This is a genomic window from Micromonospora sp. NPDC007230, assembly GCF_042869115.1.
Classification (GTDB): Bacteria; Actinomycetota; Actinomycetes; order Mycobacteriales; family Micromonosporaceae; genus Micromonospora.
In genome coordinates, this window is record NZ_JBIAFE010000009.1 from 1 (window position 1) to 16504 (window position 16504).

14 protein-coding genes and 3 pseudogenes are annotated in these 16504 nt (G+C 68.5%); 15 read left to right on the plus strand and 2 right to left on the minus strand.

Annotated features, from left to right (window positions below):
* Positions 1 to 377: pseudogene (locus ACFYML_RS14575) on the minus strand (IS982 family transposase); the annotation flags it as partial.
* A gap of 156 nt (positions 378 to 533) precedes the next feature.
* Between ACFYML_RS14575 and ACFYML_RS14580 the strand changes: the two are divergent.
* The 8 genes and pseudogenes from ACFYML_RS14580 to ACFYML_RS14615 form a co-directional block, all read left to right on the plus strand.
* Positions 534 to 716, plus strand: a pseudogene (locus ACFYML_RS14580) (hypothetical protein); the annotation flags it as partial.
* 153 nt (positions 717 to 869) lie between these two features.
* Positions 870 to 1141: pseudogene (locus tag ACFYML_RS14585) on the plus strand (Gfo/Idh/MocA family protein); the annotation flags it as partial.
* Between the two features lie 30 nt (positions 1142 to 1171).
* Positions 1172 to 1834, plus strand: coding sequence for a Gfo/Idh/MocA family protein (locus tag ACFYML_RS14590; protein WP_387421309.1), 663 nt, complete (start codon positions 1172 to 1174; stop codon positions 1832 to 1834).
* Complete coding sequence (locus tag ACFYML_RS14595) at positions 1831 to 2904, plus strand: Gfo/Idh/MocA family protein (protein WP_387421066.1); 1074 nt, start codon at positions 1831 to 1833, stop codon at positions 2902 to 2904. The genes ACFYML_RS14590 and ACFYML_RS14595 overlap by 4 nt, the downstream gene beginning before the upstream one ends.
* A gap of 150 nt (positions 2905 to 3054) precedes the next feature.
* Positions 3055 to 3813, plus strand: coding sequence for a phytanoyl-CoA dioxygenase family protein (locus ACFYML_RS14600; protein ID WP_387421067.1), 759 nt, complete (start codon positions 3055 to 3057; stop codon positions 3811 to 3813).
* 10 nt (positions 3814 to 3823) lie between these two features.
* On the plus strand, positions 3824 to 4741 hold the full coding sequence (locus ACFYML_RS14605; RefSeq protein WP_387421068.1) for a sugar phosphate isomerase/epimerase family protein: 918 nt from the start codon (positions 3824 to 3826) through the stop codon (positions 4739 to 4741).
* A gap of 25 nt (positions 4742 to 4766) precedes the next feature.
* On the plus strand, positions 4767 to 6842 hold the full coding sequence (locus tag ACFYML_RS14610) for a hypothetical protein (protein ID WP_387421069.1): 2076 nt from the start codon (positions 4767 to 4769) through the stop codon (positions 6840 to 6842).
* The gene (locus ACFYML_RS14615) at positions 6839 to 7792 is read left to right on the plus strand and encodes a zinc-binding dehydrogenase (RefSeq protein ID WP_387421070.1); all 954 of its coding nucleotides are present in this window, start codon (positions 6839 to 6841) and stop codon (positions 7790 to 7792) included. Before ACFYML_RS14610 ends, ACFYML_RS14615 begins: the two co-directional genes overlap by 4 nt.
* 17 nt (positions 7793 to 7809) lie before the next feature.
* Here ACFYML_RS14615 and ACFYML_RS14620 read toward each other — a convergent pair whose 3' ends face one another.
* A complete protein-coding gene (locus tag ACFYML_RS14620; protein WP_387421071.1) occupies positions 7810 to 8793 on the minus strand; it encodes a LacI family DNA-binding transcriptional regulator in 984 nt (327 codons plus the stop codon).
* Positions 8794 to 8882: 89 nt separating this feature from the next.
* On the opposite strand from ACFYML_RS14620, the gene ACFYML_RS14625 reads away from it, so the two are divergent.
* The 7 genes from ACFYML_RS14625 (at position 8883) to ACFYML_RS14655 (ending at position 16486) form a co-directional block, all read left to right on the plus strand.
* Positions 8883 to 9806 carry a helix-turn-helix domain-containing protein gene (locus tag ACFYML_RS14625; RefSeq protein WP_387421072.1) on the plus strand — a complete coding sequence of 308 codons (924 nt, stop codon included), beginning with the start codon at positions 8883 to 8885 and terminating at the stop codon, positions 9804 to 9806.
* Between the two features lie 63 nt (positions 9807 to 9869).
* Positions 9870 to 11189, plus strand: coding sequence for an ABC transporter substrate-binding protein (locus ACFYML_RS14630; protein WP_387421073.1), 1320 nt, complete (start codon positions 9870 to 9872; stop codon positions 11187 to 11189).
* A gap of 75 nt (positions 11190 to 11264) precedes the next feature.
* Positions 11265 to 12263, plus strand: a complete 999-nt coding sequence (locus ACFYML_RS14635) for a carbohydrate ABC transporter permease (RefSeq protein ID WP_387421074.1) — start codon at positions 11265 to 11267, stop codon at positions 12261 to 12263.
* 116 nt (positions 12264 to 12379) lie between these two features.
* Positions 12380 to 13255, plus strand: coding sequence for a carbohydrate ABC transporter permease (locus tag ACFYML_RS14640; RefSeq protein ID WP_387421076.1), 876 nt, complete (start codon positions 12380 to 12382; stop codon positions 13253 to 13255).
* A 2-nt stretch (positions 13256 to 13257) separates the two neighbouring features.
* Positions 13258 to 14463 (plus strand): hypothetical protein, encoded by a 1206-nt coding sequence (locus tag ACFYML_RS14645; protein ID WP_387421077.1) that lies wholly within the window; start codon positions 13258 to 13260, stop codon positions 14461 to 14463.
* Complete coding sequence (locus ACFYML_RS14650) at positions 14460 to 15461, plus strand: Gfo/Idh/MocA family protein (protein ID WP_387421078.1); 1002 nt, start codon at positions 14460 to 14462, stop codon at positions 15459 to 15461. Before ACFYML_RS14645 ends, ACFYML_RS14650 begins: the two co-directional genes overlap by 4 nt.
* Positions 15458 to 16486: a Gfo/Idh/MocA family protein gene (locus ACFYML_RS14655; RefSeq protein WP_387421079.1), complete on the plus strand. Its 1029-nt coding sequence runs from the start codon at positions 15458 to 15460 to the stop codon at positions 16484 to 16486. Before ACFYML_RS14650 ends, ACFYML_RS14655 begins: the two co-directional genes overlap by 4 nt.
* Positions 16487 to 16504: the final 18 nt, after the last annotated feature.

The window sequence follows — 16504 nt, forward strand, 5'->3', positions numbered from 1 at the left end:
TGCGAGCGTTTGACGGTGGGTCGGGAACGGGCGCACTCGACCGGGGTGGAGTCGACCAACCACACACCATCGGTCCACAGGTCGGTGTCCACGGCTACCGCCCGAATCGCCTTCTTGAGCAGCGGCAACGCCGCGCGTAGCCGCTTGTTGTAGCCGGACTGGCCAGGAAGGTAGGGAAATGCCCCAGGCAGGTGTCGGGGCACGAACCGTAGCCAGCGGGCCTCGGAACGCACCCCGAGCAACACCTGCGCCACGGCCAGGGTCAACAACTCGGCATCGGTCAACTTCGGCGGTCGTCCAGCGCGGGCAGGCCGCCCGAGCCAGTCGTCGATCTTCACGTACAGTGCGGTGAGAAGGGTGTTGATGTCTGTCGTCACAAACGCATCATCAACACCCTTCGCTGCGTCCGCAGCCCCATCCTGAGTTAGGACTTACTCGTCTAGATGACAGTCGCCCGGGCGGCAATGGCCTGGTCCACGGCCCAGCGGGCGGCGGCCCACGCGAGCGCGTCGTTGAGGTTCGCGGGCCGCCTGCTCCAGGGCCGTACGGTGATCGCCATCGCCCACCACCTGCACACCGCGCACGCGGCCGATCGGGTCGCAGTGGTCGAAGGCAGGCGCGTCACCGAGCTCGGCGCGCACGACGAGCTGGTCGCCGCCGACGGAGCGTACGCCGCGCTGTGGCGTTCATCGCACGGAACCGACCCGCCCGTCTGACCGGTTGACTGCGTTGACCGCACGGTGCGCACCCCTTAGCGTCTTCGTTTAGCAAACCGATTTGCACCGGGGTCCGAAGGAGAGATCATGAGCGCGCCTCAGCCCGGCGGCCCGCGGTCCGAGCTCGGAGTAGCGATGATCGGCTACGCGTACATGGGTGCCGCTCACTCCCAGGGGTGGCGCAACGCGCACCGGTTCTTCGACCTGCCGGTCCGCCCGGCGATGAGCGTGATCTGCGACCGCACCGAGTCCGCCACCAGAGCGGCCGCCGACAAGATGGGGTGGGCGGACTGGACGACGGACTGGCGGCAGGTCCTCGACCAGGACGATGTTCAGGTCGTCGACATCTGCACGCCAGGCGACACCACGCCGACATCGCCATCGCGGCCCTGGAGGCCGGGAAGCACGTGCTGTGCGAGAAGCCGCTGGCGAACACCGTCGCCGAGGCCGAGCAGATGAACTCCACGGCCGAGGCGGCACAAGCGCGAGGCGCCCTGTCCTCCGTCGGATTCAACTACCGGCGTACACCGGCGCTCGCCTACGCGAGGCGGCTCGTCGAGGAAGGCGCCGTGGGCACGGTTCGCCACATTCGTGCTCACCACCTGCAGGACTGGATTGTGGACCCGGAGTTCCCGCTGGTCTGGCGACTGCAGAAGGACAATGCCGGATCCGGCGCGCTCGGCGCACATGTCGTCGACCTCTCCCAGTTCCTCACCGGCCAGCGCCTGACCGAGGTCTCGGGCCACCTCACCCGCTTCGTCGAGCGCCGTCCTCTCGCACAGGTGACGTCCGGGCTGAGTGCGAGCGGCGGCGCCGAGTCCGGCGAGGTCAACGTCGACGACGCCGCGGTGTTCTTCGGGCGCACCGACGGCGGCGCGCTCGCGACCTACGAGGCGCCGACGGCCTCCAGGTCCAGCGGGTGCTGGACGCCGTTGAGCGATCCCCGGCAGCGGGCGCCGGCTGGACCGCAGTCTGACCAATGCCCGACGGAGCACCCGTGCGTGCGCTCCCCGGCGGCGAATCGGGCCGCCTGCGGCGTCGTTCGACGCCGCGTTCTCCCCAGGCCGCTGACCGGTCGCCCTTACCGGTCACCACTACTGAGAGAGGCACACACTTGAGCAAGCTGCGCGTCGGCGTGATCGGACTGGGCGAGGTCGCCCAGGTCATCCACCTGCCCGTCATCGAGTCGTTGCCCGACCGCTACGAGCTCGCGGCGATCTGCGACATCTCGCCGGGCCTGCTGGAGCGTCTGGGCGCTCGCTATCGGGTCAAGCACCGCTACACCGACTTCCGCGAGATGCTCGCCGCCGGCGGCCTGGACTGCGTGGTCGTGCTCAACAGCGACGAGTACCACGCGGACTGCACGGTCGCGGCCCTCGACGCGGGTCTCGACGTACTGGTCGAGAAGCCGATGTGCCTCAGCCCCCGCGAGGCACAGGAGATCATCGCGGCGCGCGACCGGTCGGGGAAGACCGTGATGGTCGCCTACATGCGGCGTTTCGCACCGGCGTTCACCGAGGCGGTCGAGAAGCTGCCCGAGCTCGGCCCGATCCGCTACGTGCGTGTCCACGACGTGATCGGCGAAAACCGGCTGATCGTCGACCAGACGTCGTACGTCGACCGGCCGGACGACGTCCCGCAGGAGGCGGTCGACGAGAAGTGGGCGCGCCGCTCGGCGCTCGTGAAGGAGGCGCTGGGCGACGTTCCCCAGGAGCTGGAGTGGACCTACGGGTTGCTCTGCGGCCTCGGCAGCCACGACCTCTCCGCCATGCGGGAGCTGCTCGGCCGCCCGAAGGAGGTCTCGGCAGCGAAGATGTGGCGCAACGGCGGCTACCTCGTCGCGCTCCTCGACTACGGCGACTTCGTCGTCACCTACGAGACAGGGGTGGACGACCAGCTGCGTTACGACACCTACATCGAGGTGTACGGCGCGAGCGGCACGATGAAGGTGGAGTACGACACGCCCTACGTCCGGCACTTCCCGACGACGCTGCATCTGGAGCTCACCGACGGCGACTCCTACGAGCGTTCCGTGCGGCGACCACACCTCAAGGACCCCTACACCTATGAGCTCGAACACTTCCACGAGGCGGTCACCACAGGTGCGACGCCCAAGACGACCCCGGAAGACTACGTGCAGGACATGGAGCTCTTCATCGAGATCATCCGAGCCCTGGAGAACGGCTGATCACGCCCCGGGACGACGTCGGGCGGGGCGGCATTCGGAAGATAAATCGAGCCCAGCCGAAGATAGGTGTCGTGGCCCCGGGGCGCCGCGCCGTAGCGTCGTCCTCGCCCCTGTCCCCGGAACACCCGTACCCGGAAAGGCGCCACCGCGATGACTGAGACCCTGACCGACGCCGATGTGGCGTTCTTCCGCGAGAACGGCTATCTGTTGCCCGGCCGCCAACTGCTCCCGGAGGATCGCCTTTCGCGGCTCGAGCTGATCTTCAACGAGCACCTCGAAGCCAGGGGCGACAAGCTCTCCGACGAGCTCGACACGCCGCACTACCACGACGAGCGGCTGCTGGATCACCTGCTCTCCGACGAGGTTCTCGACTGGGTCGAGCCGCTGGTCGGCCCGAACATCGCCCTCTGGTCGAGCCACTTCATCTCGAAGGACCCCTTCACCGGCCGGGCGACCCCCTGGCACGAGGACAGCGCGTACTGGGAGGGCCGCTTCGACGACTACGACAACATCGTCACGATCTGGCTCGCCCTTGAGGGCGGCTCGTTCAAGGAGAACGGCTGCATGCGGGTCATTCCGGGCTCGCACCTGGACGGCGGGTTCTCGGACAACTACCGGCCCACCGACATGACCGAGCAGACCTTCCACGCCGAGCTCGCCGGTGTGGACGAGGCGGAGGCCGTCTACTTCGAGTTGCAGCGCGGCGAGTTCTCGATGCATGACGGCCGGATCGTCCACGGCGCCCGAGCCAACACCAGCGCCACCCGTCGCACCGGCTACACCATGCGGTACTTCCCGAGCTCGGTGAAGATGCAGGACGTCCCACAGAACGAAGGCTGGAAGATCTGGCTGGCCCGAGGGGTCGACCTCGCCGGCAACGACTACGCGAACGCACCCGCCCGCGCGTGAGGTTCGGCACATGAGACTGGGACTTCTGACCGCCTGCCTGCCCGGCGAGTCGCTCGAGGACATCGCCCGGTGGGCCGGCGGCCACGGGTACGCCGCCCTCGAGGTCGCCGCCTGGCCCGACCGGCCCGGCCGCGACTGGGAGTCCAGCCACCTGAACGTCGAGGCATTCGGGCAGGCCGACGCCGACAGGGTCGCCGCGATCCTCGACCGGAACGGCCTGACTCTGTCGGCGCTCGCGTACTACGAGAACAACCTGCATGACGACCGGGAGGTTCGCGAGGCGACGCACGCGCACCTGCGCCGGTGCATCGACGCCGCCCACCTGCTCGGCGTGCGCCTGGTCGGCACCTTCGTCGGCCGCGACGTGACGCTCACGGTGGCCGAGAACCTCCGGCTGGCCGAGCAGGTGCTGCCGCCGCTGGTCGAGTACGCCGCGGCCCGCGACGTACGCCTCATGATCGAGAACTGCCCGATGGAGGGCTGGCATCCCGACGGCTATCCGGCCAACCTCGCGTACTCGCCCGAGCTCTGGGGCTGGATGGCCGACCTCGGGCTGTGGCTCAACTACGACCCCTCGCACCTGGTCTGGCTCGGCATCGACCCACTGGCGGCGCTCGAGGCGCACGCCGACCGGATCCTGCACGTTCAGGCCAAGGACGTCGAGGTGCACGCCGCCGCCCGCAACCGCTATGGGGTGTTCGGGCAGGTGCTCGACAAGCAGCCCTGGAAGAGCGGGTGGTGGCGCTACCGCATCCCCGGCCTCGGTGAGGTCGACTGGCGGCGCCTGATCGACGCGCTCCACCAGCACGGGTACGAGGGTGTCGTCTCCGTCGAGCACGAGGACCCAGTCTGGAGCGGTGACCCCGGCCGCATCCGCCAGGGCCTGACCATCGCACACCGCACCCTCGCCCCGCACGTCCACGTCTGATCGACCGCCCAGGAGGGCCCCGCCCATGCACCGCGGTGTCTACTTCGATGCCTGGTTCCCCCGCCAGCACTGCTACCACCCGAGTCTCCCGCCCCGCCGCCTGCGAATGGTCGACGAGCTCGTCGACTACCGCGCCACCGTGCTGGTGTGGTCTGCCATGGGCGGTGGCTCGCTGGCCCTGCCGTACCTCGAGCAGGAGGCGTTCGGCCCGGTCGACGCCCGCTCGCGCTTCTACGGCTTCGTCAATGACAGCGAGTTCATCGCCGCCTGTCACGAGCGGGGCATCAAGGTGCTGGGCATCATCTTCGAGGCCCAGGGCTGGGAGTTCCCGGTCGAGCTGACCGACCAGGAGGACGCCGTCCTCGCCCTCAATGAGCTTCGCGGCGTGGGAAAGCGCGACTGGATGGGGCTGCGTGAGTTCTCGTCCAACCGCTACCCGAAGCTCTGGAAGCCGATCGAACACTACTTCCCCGGCGGGCTGGTGAACTCCGACGGTGACCCGGTCACCGACCTGATCGAGGAGTGCGTGGTCCGCGACATCCACGGCCGGCCCTGCCATGCGCACTGGGTGGAGTGCCCGGATCGCGAGCACCAGTGCTTCTACATGGACCGCAACAACCCGGTCTGGCGCGAGTACCTCAAGGCAGTGATCAGGATCCAGGTCGATGCCGGTGTGGACGGGATCCAGCTCGACGAGGCCGAGCTGCCGATGGGTGCATTCCAGTACGGCGCTTGCTTCTGCAAGGACTGCATGAAGGGTTTCCGCGCCCACCTCCAGGGGCTGAAGCCCTCGGAGGTGGACGTCGTGCTCGACGGGGTCGACCTCGAGACCTTCCACTACGGCGACTGGCTGCTCGCGCAAGGCTACGACTTCAAGTCGGACCGCGAGTCGACGCCGCTGTTCGGCGACTACTACGCCTTCCAGTGCCTGTCGATCAAGAGGCATTTCGCCGAGCTCGCCGACTACGCTCGCGAGTACGCGCGGTCGCGCGGCCGCGAGATCATCGTCTCCGGCAACTTCTTCAACCTCGAGCCGATGTACCTCGCCCTCGCCGACGACGTCGACCTGGTCATCACGGAGATGCGGAACACGACGTACCGCCAGCCGGACTGGTACCGGTACGTCGCGGCGTTCGCCGGTGACAAGGATGTCGTAGTGGTCGAGAACCCGTACGGCGGTGTTGTTCCGGAGCTGATTGACCTGCTCGGGAAGGGCAAGGGATACGACCTCTTCCGGCTCTCGCTGTTCGAGGCGGCGGCGATGGGCTCGAACATGTCGGTGCCCTACGGTTCTTGGATGGGCAGCGTCATCGAGGACTCGTTCTACGCGCCCCACGAGCTCGCCAGCGGGATCCAGGCGTTCCTGGCCGACCACGAGCAGCTGTTCGCGCGCCGGACCGCCAACGACGTCGCGGTCGTCTTCAGCGTCGAGAGCACGCGCGAGCTGATCGGCAAGGCGGACGCCGGCGACAACACCACCAACGCGCGCGATGAGTCGGTGGTGGTGCCGTATCGCGTCGTGACGAAGACGCTCTCGGACGCCGCGGTGCCCTACGACGTGGTGATCTGGCCGGACGGCGTCACCGCTGCGGACCGCTCGAGCACCGAGGCGCTGCTGCGGTACTCGACCGTGATCCTGCCGGACGTCTTCGCACTGACCGAGGGCCAGGTCGCCGCCGTCGAGGGATACCTCGCGGCCGGCGGGACGGTCGTCGTCACCGACCGGGTGGCAAGCTCCCTCCCGCGGCACGGAGGTGTCCGCACCGCGCGCCGCGCCGTGCTCGACGAGCTGCTTCCGCACGGGCGGCAGGTCGAGACCACGGTGTCGGCCGCCGCGAACGTCCAGCACCTGGCCGACGGCTCCTACGCGCTGCACCTGGTCAACTACGACTACGACCGCGATGTCGACGCGGTGCGCGCGCTCACCGATGTCCCGCTGCGCGTGCGGCTGCCGAAAGACCGGGAGCACGCGACCGTGGTGGCGAGCGACGGGACGCGAACGCCGCTGAAGGTGGTCCGCGAGCAGGGTGCGCACGTCGTACGCCTCGACTCGCTGGGTGTCTACGCGATCGTGGTCTTCCACGATGGGGAGCTGCCGTGAGGATCGCGGCGCTGCGTGGGCGCGAGACCTTCGAGGTCGAAAAGGTCCCGGTTCCGTCGATCGAGCCGCATGAGGTGCTGGTCCGCGTCGTGGCCTCGGGCGTGTGCGCGTCGGAGCTCGAGCCGTGGCTGACCGGTCCGCCGGTGGGGGAGGTCCGGTACCCGGGCCACGAGGTCAGCGGCGTGGTCGTCGAGATCGGCGCCGAGGTAACCGTGCCGGCGGTCGGGGACCGGGTCGGCGTCTGGGTCACCGAGCGCGGCTTCGCGGAGTACGTCGCGGTGCGCGCGGCGTACTGCTTCCCGGCGGGCGACGGCCGGCTCGACGAGGCGCTCGCGGAGCCGATCGCCTGCTCCGTCAACGCCGTCGAGGCCGCCGACGTCCGCCTAGGCGACGACGTGGTCATCATCGGGGCCGGATTCATGGGGAACCTGGTGCAGAAGCTCGCCGCCCTGCGCGGCCCGCGGCACCTGATCGTGGCCGACGCGCGCGCCGACGCCCTGGAGCGCGCCGTCCGGCTCGGCGCCACGCGGACCGTTGACGTGACGAAGGAGTCGCTGCCCGACGTCGTACGGTCCCTCACGGGCGGGCGCGGCGCCGATATCACCTTCGAGTGCACGGGCACTCAACGCGCCCTCACGGTGTGCGGTGACACCACCCGGATGAGCGGCACGATCGCGATCGTCGGCTTCCATCAGGGCGCCGATCGCACCATCCCGCTTGCTTACTGGAACTGGATGGCGTTCAGGGTCGTCAACGCCCACTTCCGTGACGTCGCGGTGATCATGCGCGGCATGTCGGTCGGCATGCGCCTCCTCGCCGGCGGCGTGCTGTCGATGGACGGCGTCGTCAGCCACCGCTTCCCACTCGAGGAGATCAACACCGCCTTCGCCACGCTGCGCGAGAAGCCTGATGGGTTCGTGAAGGCGGTCGTGACGTTCCCGGAGCCGTGACTGTGGTCGGTCGCCACTCAGGCCGTGCCGCGCTCGATCAGCGGGCAGGGCAGCACGACAGTCCGTCCGGCACCGGTGTAGCGGCCCGACATCCGGCTCATCAGCAGGTCGCCGGCTGTGCCGCCGGCCTCGTACGCCGGGTTGCGGACCGTGGTCAGCCCCGGTGTCACGATTGTGGCGGCGTCGACGTCGTCGAAGCCCACGATGGCCACGTCCTGCGGGACGGACAGTCCCAACTCGTGGGCCACGTCGAGCGCTCCGATCGCCATCAGGTCGTTCGCGCAGAAGACGGCGTCAGGTCGGACCTCGAGCGCCATGAGCGTCTTCATGGCCTCGTAGCCTCCCTTGCGGGTCCAATCGCCGCGCACCATCCGTTCGGCGGGAACCTTCCGCTTCGCGGCCTGCATCGCCGAACGGAAGCCCGCCGTGCGCGCCGCGCCGTAGTGAGGCGGGCCCTGGATCATTGCGATCCGCTGGTAGCCGCGTGAGGCCAAGAAGGAGGCGGCAGCGCGAGAGCCGGTCTCATCGTCAGGGATGACCGCGTCGCAGAGGGGATGGTCGAGCTGGTCACCGATGCAGATGATGGGAGTCTGCTTGTCGGCCTCCCCGAACGTGACCTGCGACGCGGTCTCGCCGGACGCGAAGACGATGCCGTCCACTCCGCGGTCCAAGGCGTCCTGGAAGAACCTGCGCTCTCGGTCGTGCTGGCCGTCGGTGTTGCAGACGTATGTCCCGTGCCCGGCGGCGTCGACGGCGTCCGCCAGGCCTCGGGTGAGCACGGCGTAGAACGGGTTGGTGATGTCGGGGACGACGACCGCGATCATGTGCGACTGCCGGGTCCGCAGGTTGCGGGCCACGATGTTCGGCCGGTACCCGAGTTCGCGGATCGCGTTTATCACGGTGCCTCGGGTGGCGACTGCGACCGCGCGCTTGCCGGACAACACGTGGGAGACGGTGGTGGGGCTCACCCCGGCGCGGCTGGCGACCTGCGCGATCGTCACGCGCGAGCGTTGATCGGACGCTGCCTCGCTCCTCGACATAGCCGTATCCTACTGGGAGACCTGGCAGCAAAACGATTTGGGGTCGTCCCATGACCGACCTGGTCGAGCGGTTCAGCAGCGAGTCGCTGCTCCTTCCCGACAGCGGTGCGCGGGTGATGCGGCCACGGCTACGCACCGTCGGCGTGCACTGGCACGACTACTACGAACTGTGCCTGGTGGTCTCAGGGGTGGCTGAGCACGTGGTGAACGGCGCCCCGCGACCGATCGGCCGGGGGAGTGCCTTCCTGCTGTCGCCCGCGGACTTCCACGCCATCCGGCCGATCGGTCACGAGCCGCTCGATTGCTACAACACCGTCATCGACCCGGGGCTCATGGAACGACAGCTCGCCGGGCTGGGGCCGCCCTCGGTCGGTGACCTCCCGTGGCAGACCGACGACTTCCTCGATGCGGAAGTCGACCTGCGCCGGCTCCAGGCAGAGTTTGAGGAGCCACGGTTGGGCAGCGCACGACTGGTCGAGGCGCTCGTAGGATGCCTGGTGGTCGAGCTCGCGCGGCGCCAACTGGTCGAGGCCGCGGTCGCCGACCACCGCCTCGGCGGGTCCGATGAACTGCGGGCCGCGGTCCGCTTCGTCGACCGGCACTTTCGCGAGCCGATCTCGCTCGCCGACGCCGCCCGGCGGGCGCACTTGTCGTCGAACTACTTCAGCGAGCGGTTCCGGGAGTACACCGGCTCGTCCTTCCAGCTCTACCTGCAGGAGCGCCGTCTGCGGTTCGCCCGTTCCCTGCTCGCGTCGACCTCGTTGTCCGTGACCGAGGTGTGTCACGCCGCCGGCTTCAACAGCCTCTCGCACTTCGGTCGTGCCTACCGGCGCCGGTACGGCACCGCTCCATCGGACCGCTCGGGCGGACACGCAGCCGCGCTCCCAGGGATCTCGGGGCCGTCACAACGTGACAGAGCTCACCCGAATCCATTGACAAATGCCCCGTCCTTGGCGAGACTGCCCGCCAACTAGCCAATCGATTTGCATCCGTTCAAGGCTCCGTAACTTCCACTGAGCGAGTAGTAGGGAGCAGGCGTGGTGAGGTTCCATAAGTCCTGGAAGACCGCGGCAATCGTTGCGTTGGCGCTCGCGACATCGGTGAGCCTCACGTCGTGCGGAAGCGATGGGAAGGAGCCGAACACCGGCATCGGCAAGGGCTCAGGTCCGGTGAAGGACCCGGCCTCGCCGCAGACCGTGACGTTCTTCTCCTGGGTCGGCAACGAACCGCAGATGAAGCAGATGGCCGCCGAGTTCCACAAGCGGCACCCGAACATCACGATCAAATTCGAGAACGCCCCCGCGGAACAGGCGCAGCAGGTGCTCAGCACCCGCATCGCCGGCAACACCGCCCCAGACGTCGCCTACATCAACGCAAGCGACACCAGCGACTACGCCGCCAGAGGGGCGCTCGTCGACCTTGGCGGCTACATGGAGCGCAGCGAAATCGTGAAGCCGGACAACTACGTCGATGGCTTCAGGACGTTCGTCACCTGGAACGACAAGATGTGGGGACTGCCGTTCGACGGCGAGACGACCGGTCTGTTCTACCGGACCGACCGCTTCGAAGAGGCCGGGATCGACGGCCCGCCGAAGACCTGGGACGAGTTCAAGGCCGCCGCAGAGAAGCTCACCGACACGGCGAACGGCAAGTACGGCTTCGAGATGTTCGCCTCGGAGTCGGCGTACTACTGGTACCCCTGGCTCTACCAGGCCGGTGGCGACGCGCTGACCAAGGACGGCAAGGACATCGCCTTCGACAGCGACCAGGGCAAGACGGCGGCCGACTTCTACGTGAACCTCGCCAAGTACTCCCCGCGGGACTACCTCAACTCCAACTCCTACGACGGCCGGGTGGCGTTCGCGAAGGGCGACGTGGCGATGTACGTGGCGGGTGCCTGGTTCGCCGGCACCCTCGCCGACGAATACCCCAAGATCACAGGCAAATGGGCGGCGGCGCCGCTCCCCGACGGCGTTGCCGGATGCAAGACCACCATCGCCGGAGACTCGCTGGTGATGTTCAACAAGACGAAGGTCTCCGACGCCGCGTGGCTGTGGATGGAGTTCCTCTCGCAGCCCGACAACCTGGCCAACTGGACGTACAAGACCGAGGGCACGCTGCTGCCTCCGACGAAGTCGCTGCTCGGCAGCGCCGACCTCGCCAAGGAGAAGCCGGTCCTCAAGCCCTTCGCCGACCTGATGTCGTGCGGCGTCGCGAGCACGGTCTCCAATCCGAAATACCCGCGGATCGAGACCATCCTCAACGAGGAACTCGGCAAGGCCATCTATGGCGACCAGACCGCCGCGGAGGCGCTGGACAACGCCGCCCAGCAGGGCCGAGCGATCCTCGCCCACTGACCGAGCAGCCATAGCACCGGCGATGCGTCACCGGGCCGGGCCGGCCCGGTGACGCACGGAGGAAAGGAGACGGTGATGGCGACGGCACGGCCGCCGGTGCCGACCGAGACGGACGCGGCGCCTGTGAAGACCGGCGGGCGATGGACTCGGCCACGCCTCAGACGCAAGATCCCGCACCGGAACCGGCGCGGCCTTCCGGCCCGGGTCTGGACGGAACGGTCGGCGTACGTCTTCCTGTTGCCCGGCATGCTGATCTTCTCGGTCTTCACGCTGGCCGCCCTGATCTTCGCCGTCTACCTGACATTCCACCGATGGAGCATCATCGAGCCGGACAGGCCGTTCGTCGGCCTGGACAACTATCGCGACATGATCCACGACGAGCGGTTCACCGAGTCGGTGCTGAACACCATCTACTTCAGCGGCGCCTCGGTTCCGCTCTCGATGGCGATCGGACTGCTGCTGGCGCTTCTGCTCAACCTGCCGCTGCGGTTGCGTGGCCTGTTCCGGACCGCGTTCTACCTTCCGGTCGTCACCCCATTCGTAGTCTCCGCCATCCTCTGGAAGTGGCTCTACAACGGTGACTACGGACTGTTCAACCACTACCTGCTGCAGGCACACATCATCGATGCCCCCTTGCTGTGGCTGTCGGACAAGAACCTCGCGATGCCGGCGGTCATCCTGATGAGCGTGTGGGCGGGCACCGGCTTCTCGATGGTGGTCTACCTCGCCGGGCTACAGGCGATCCCCAACGAGCTCTACGAGTCGGCCCGCATCGACGGTGCCGGCGTATGGCAACGCCTGCGGTACATCACGATCCCCATGCTCCGGCCCACCACCCTGTTCTTGCTCGTCATGGGGATCATCAGCTCGCTGCAGGTCTTCACCCAGATCTTCGTGATGACCAGCGGCGGACCGGTCAACAAGACGACGACGATGGTCTACTACATGTATCTCTGGGCGTTCAAGTACTTCGACATGGGCTATGCCAGCACCTTGGCGTTCGCGCTCTTCCTCATGCTGCTCGTGTTCACGGCGCTCCAACTGCGCCTTGTCCGGCAGGGCTTCGAGGCATGAGCGGCGTCGTCGAAGGAGTCGACCTGCGTCAGGCGGCGCCGGAGCCCGCTCCGCCAGACCGAAGGTCGCCGACCCGAAAACCGCGGAACGGGATCCAGTTCAGGTGGCAGCAGAAGGTGGTCACGTACCTGGTGCTCACCCCGCTCGCGATCTTGTTCGTGGCCCCGTTCGCATGGCTGATCAGCGCGTCGTTCCAGCCGATGGGGGAGATCTTCTCCACGTCGCCGCACTGGGTACCGAAGGACCCGACCCTGGACGGCTACAAGGGCTTTCTGGATGTCGGTCACCTCACCAAGTCCCAGCAGGGCCAGGGACACGGTGACTGGCGGTGGTTCGCCAACAGCGCCTTCGTCGCGATCGCGATCACCGTGCTGCAGACCTTCTTCAACGCCCTGTGCGCCTACTGCTTCGCCAAGCGCCGGTTCCCCGGCCGCAACGTGATCTTCATGCTCTTCCTGGCGACGATGATGGTTCCCGGCCAGGTCACGCTCATCCCGAACTACCTGATCATCAAGCACATCCCGTTCTTCGGCGGCAACGACTGGATGGGGAACGGCGGGCACGGCTGGCTGGACTCCTACTGGGGTCTGATCATGCCGGGGATCGTGTCGGCGTTCGGCATCTTCCTCATCCGTCAGTACATGCTCTCGATTCCGGACCAACTGCTGGAGGCCGCCCGCATCGACGGTGCGAGCGAGTTCCGGATCTTCTGGTCCGTCGTGCTGCCGCTGTGCGCACCGGCGCTCGCGGCAAACGCGATCTTCACCTTTCAGGGGGCGTGGGAGGACTTCTTCTGGCCCCTGATCATCCTGTCCAGCCCCGAAAAGATCACCGCGCCCGTGGGGCTCGCCCTGTTCGTGGTGCAGAACCGCACGTCCTGGACATTGCTCTTCGCCGGGTCGGTGATCGCGGCCCTGCCGATGATCATCGTGTTCCTCGTCTTCCAGCGGAAGTTCGTGCAGGGCATCGCCCTCACCGGGGTGAAGGGCTGATCGTGGCGACGGAGAATCCGGCCCGGGACGTGCTCACCCGGCTGCTCGAAGCCGGAAACGGCGTGCTGAGGTGTGAGCCGGCTTGGGTCGCGCGCGACTTCCTGCCGCCGGGCCGGCGGCTGGGCCTTCCCGAGAACGCCTACGACGTCGGGGAACGTGGCGCGATCTGCGAGCGGTGGCTCGCCTCGACGACGAAGGCGGACAACCGCGTCGGCCCCGAAGACGAGGGGCTCAGCCACGTCGTGGGGGAGCACGGTGAGCGGATCCTGCTGCGCGACGCCGTGGCCGCCGACCCGGCGGCGATCCTCGGCGCGGCGTACGCCGCCTCGCACCCCGCAGGACTGGGGCGGCTGGCGAAAATCTTCGACTACGCCTACCGGCTGCCCTACCACATCCATCCGCCCCAGGAGTTCGCGTCGCTGGTCGGCCGCAACGCCAAGGACGAGTCCTACCATTTCCTGCCGGGTGTCGACCCAGGCGCGCACCCGGAGACGTTCTTCGGCGTGCACCCGTGGATCGCCGAGGAGTCGGCGCACGAGGTGCTGTTGCCCTACCTCGCCGACTGGAACAGCGACCTGATCCTTCGACATGCCCGCGCGGAGCTGCAGGTCGCCGGCGAGGGATTCCATGTGCCGTCCGGCGTACTGCACGCCCCCGGCACGGCTCTCACCCTCGAGTTGCAGGAGGACTCCGACGTCCTGTCGATGTTCCAGGCGTTGAACGCCGGCCGGATCATCTCCAAGGACCTGCTGTTCAAGGACGTCCGTCCGCGGGACCGCGAGAAGCACGGCGAGAGGTTCCCGCTCGGCTTCGTGGACTGGGAGGTGAACGGCGACCCATGGTTCTACGAGAACCGCCACCTGAGCCCGCAGCCCGTCGTCGGCGCGGACGGCGATGGCGAGGAGACCTGGGTCTTCTACAACACCAGCAAGTACGCCGGGAAGCGTCTCGTCGTCCCACCGGGCGGCGTCCACCGGCTGCGCGAGCCCGGCGTCTACAGCGTCTTCGCCTGGACCGGTGACGGCAGGCTCGCCGGGCACGAGGTGCACGGCGGCGAGCCGGGCCGGGACGAACTGGTGGTCACCCACGACGCAGCGACCCGCGAGCACAAGGTCGCCAACACCGGAAGCGAGGACCTCGTGGTGTTCCTGTTCTTCGGGCCCGACCTCCACACCGAGGCGCCGTCCATCGCGGCCAGTGCGTGGTGACCGGCGAGCTAACGGTCGGCCTGCTCGGAGCCGGCATGATCGCCGGCGTCCACGCGCACGCCTACCGCGACTCCCCGGGCGTCCGGCTGGCTGCGGTTGCCGACCCGGTGCCGGGCAAGGCCGAGCGGATCGCCGACCGGCACGGCGCGAAAGTCGTGCCGGACCTCTACGCGCTGCTCGACCTCGGCGTCGACATCGTCGATATCTGCACGCCGCCGACCGCCCATGCCGACGCCACGATCGCCGCCCTTCAGGCGGGCCGGCACGTGCTGTGCGAGAAGCCGATCACGCGCACCATGGACGAGGCGCGCCGCGTCCTCGCGGCCGCCGAGGCCGCGCCCGGCCTGCTCTCGATCGGGCAGGTGGCCCGCTACGGCCCGGACCACCGGCTCGCCCGCGACCTGGCGGCATCGGGCGAAATCGGGCTCGTACGTATGCTCAGCCACTCGACGACGACCTCGCTACCGGGGTGGAGCGAGGGGGGATGGCTCGCCGACCCCGCGACATCCGGTGGGCCGCTGCTCGACCAGGCCGTGCACAGTTTCGACTACGCCCGGTGGGTTATCGGCAGTCCCGCCGTACGCGTGCACTGCATGGCGGCCGACAGCGGCGCGGGCGCGCTGACCTACACCCTGACGACGGTCCGCTACGAGAACGGCGCCATCGCGCACATCGAGTGCAGCTGGGCCCACCCGGCCTCGCGCGGCTTCAAGCTCCGCGCGGAGATCACCGGCACCGAGGGCCGGCTGTCGTGGGACTACGACCACATGATGGGCGGCGTACTGCACGCCCACGAGGGTGACACGGAGTGGTGGGACGTGCTCGGCGACCGCGAGTTCACCCATGAGCTGAGCGCGTTCTTCCAGGCATGCCGCGACGGCGGACCCCCGCCGGTGCCCGCCGTCGAGGCGGTCGAATCGCTGCGCACGGCACTCGCCGCCCTCGAATCGGCCCGCACCGGCCAGACGATCGACCTGACCACCTGGGAGCCTCGATGAGCCGCAAGCCGGTCGGCGTCGCGATCCTGGGCGCTGCCCACATGGGCCACGCCTGGGCCTACTCGCGGGCGCTCACCGAGTCGCCGAACGCCTGCCTCGTGGGCCTGTACGACCCCGAGCCCCAGCACACCCGCTGGATCCACCAGGATTTCGGCGTACCACTCACCGGCGACGCCGAGGCACTGCTGGCCTCGCCCGAGGTGGACGCCGTGCTGGTGTGCAGCGCCAACGACGAGCACCGCGCCCACGTCGAGCTCGCCGCCGCCCACGGCAAGCACGTCCTGTGCGAGAAACCGATCGCCACGACGGTCGAGGACGGCGAGGCGATGGTCGCCGCCTGTGCGGCCGCGGGCGTGCAGCTGCACCTGCCGTTCGTGTCCCGCTTCCTGCCCATGGTCGAGCGTGCGCGTACGGCGGTCCGCGACGGCCGGTTGGGCGATCTGATCGGCCTGGTCGGTGGCAACCGCGGCCGCCCGCCGCTGCCCCCGGCGTACCCCGGCTGGATCACCGACCCGGTGGCCGCCGGCGGAGGTGCACTCATCGACCACTCCGTCCACGTCACCGACGTCATGCGGCACGTCAGCGGGCTCGAGGTGACCGAGGTGTCGGCCGAGGCCGGGTCGCTGCTCTGGAACCTCGACGTCGACGACGTCGCAGTGGTCTCGTTGCGCCTCGAGAACGGCGCGGTCGGCAGCATCGACCCGAGCTGGTCGGTGCCGGCGAACCACCCGCACGACTACGACTTCTACCTCCGCCTGGTCGGCACCGAGGGCTCGCTGGAGATCACCGACGGGGCCGAGACGCTGAACGTCATCAGCGCGCGCGAGGGCGGTCCGCGGGGCCTGCGCCAGGCGTCGTTCGCCGAGGACGCCGATCGGGCGATGATCGAGGCGTTCCTCGCGTCGGCGCGCGCAGGGGTGATTGAGGACCCGTGTGCGACGGGGCAGGACGGCGTGCGCGCCCTGGAGGTCGCGCTGGCCGGCTACCGTTCCTCGACTCTGGGGCAGGTCGTCAAGCTCCGATAGCCCGGTGCCCGGTGATGC

Bases quoted from the DNA above. Each gene is read 5' to 3' on its own strand.
- ACFYML_RS14605 (WP_387421068.1), top strand. From the start codon at position 3,824: ATGAGACTGGGACTTCTGACCGCCTGCCTGCCCGGCGAGTCGCTCGAG.
- ACFYML_RS14610 (WP_387421069.1), top strand. From the start codon at position 4,767: ATGCACCGCGGTGTCTACTTCGATGCCTGGTTCCCCCGCCAGCACTGC.
- ACFYML_RS14655 (WP_387421079.1), top strand. From the start codon at position 15,458: ATGAGCCGCAAGCCGGTCGGCGTCGCGATCCTGGGCGCTGCCCACATG.
- ACFYML_RS14635 (WP_387421074.1), top strand. From the start codon at position 11,265: ATGGCGACGGCACGGCCGCCGGTGCCGACCGAGACGGACGCGGCGCCT.
- ACFYML_RS14600 (WP_387421067.1), top strand. From the start codon at position 3,055: ATGACTGAGACCCTGACCGACGCCGATGTGGCGTTCTTCCGCGAGAAC.
- ACFYML_RS14590 (WP_387421309.1), top strand. From the start codon at position 1,172: ATGAACTCCACGGCCGAGGCGGCACAAGCGCGAGGCGCCCTGTCCTCC.
- ACFYML_RS14625 (WP_387421072.1), top strand. From the start codon at position 8,883: ATGACCGACCTGGTCGAGCGGTTCAGCAGCGAGTCGCTGCTCCTTCCC.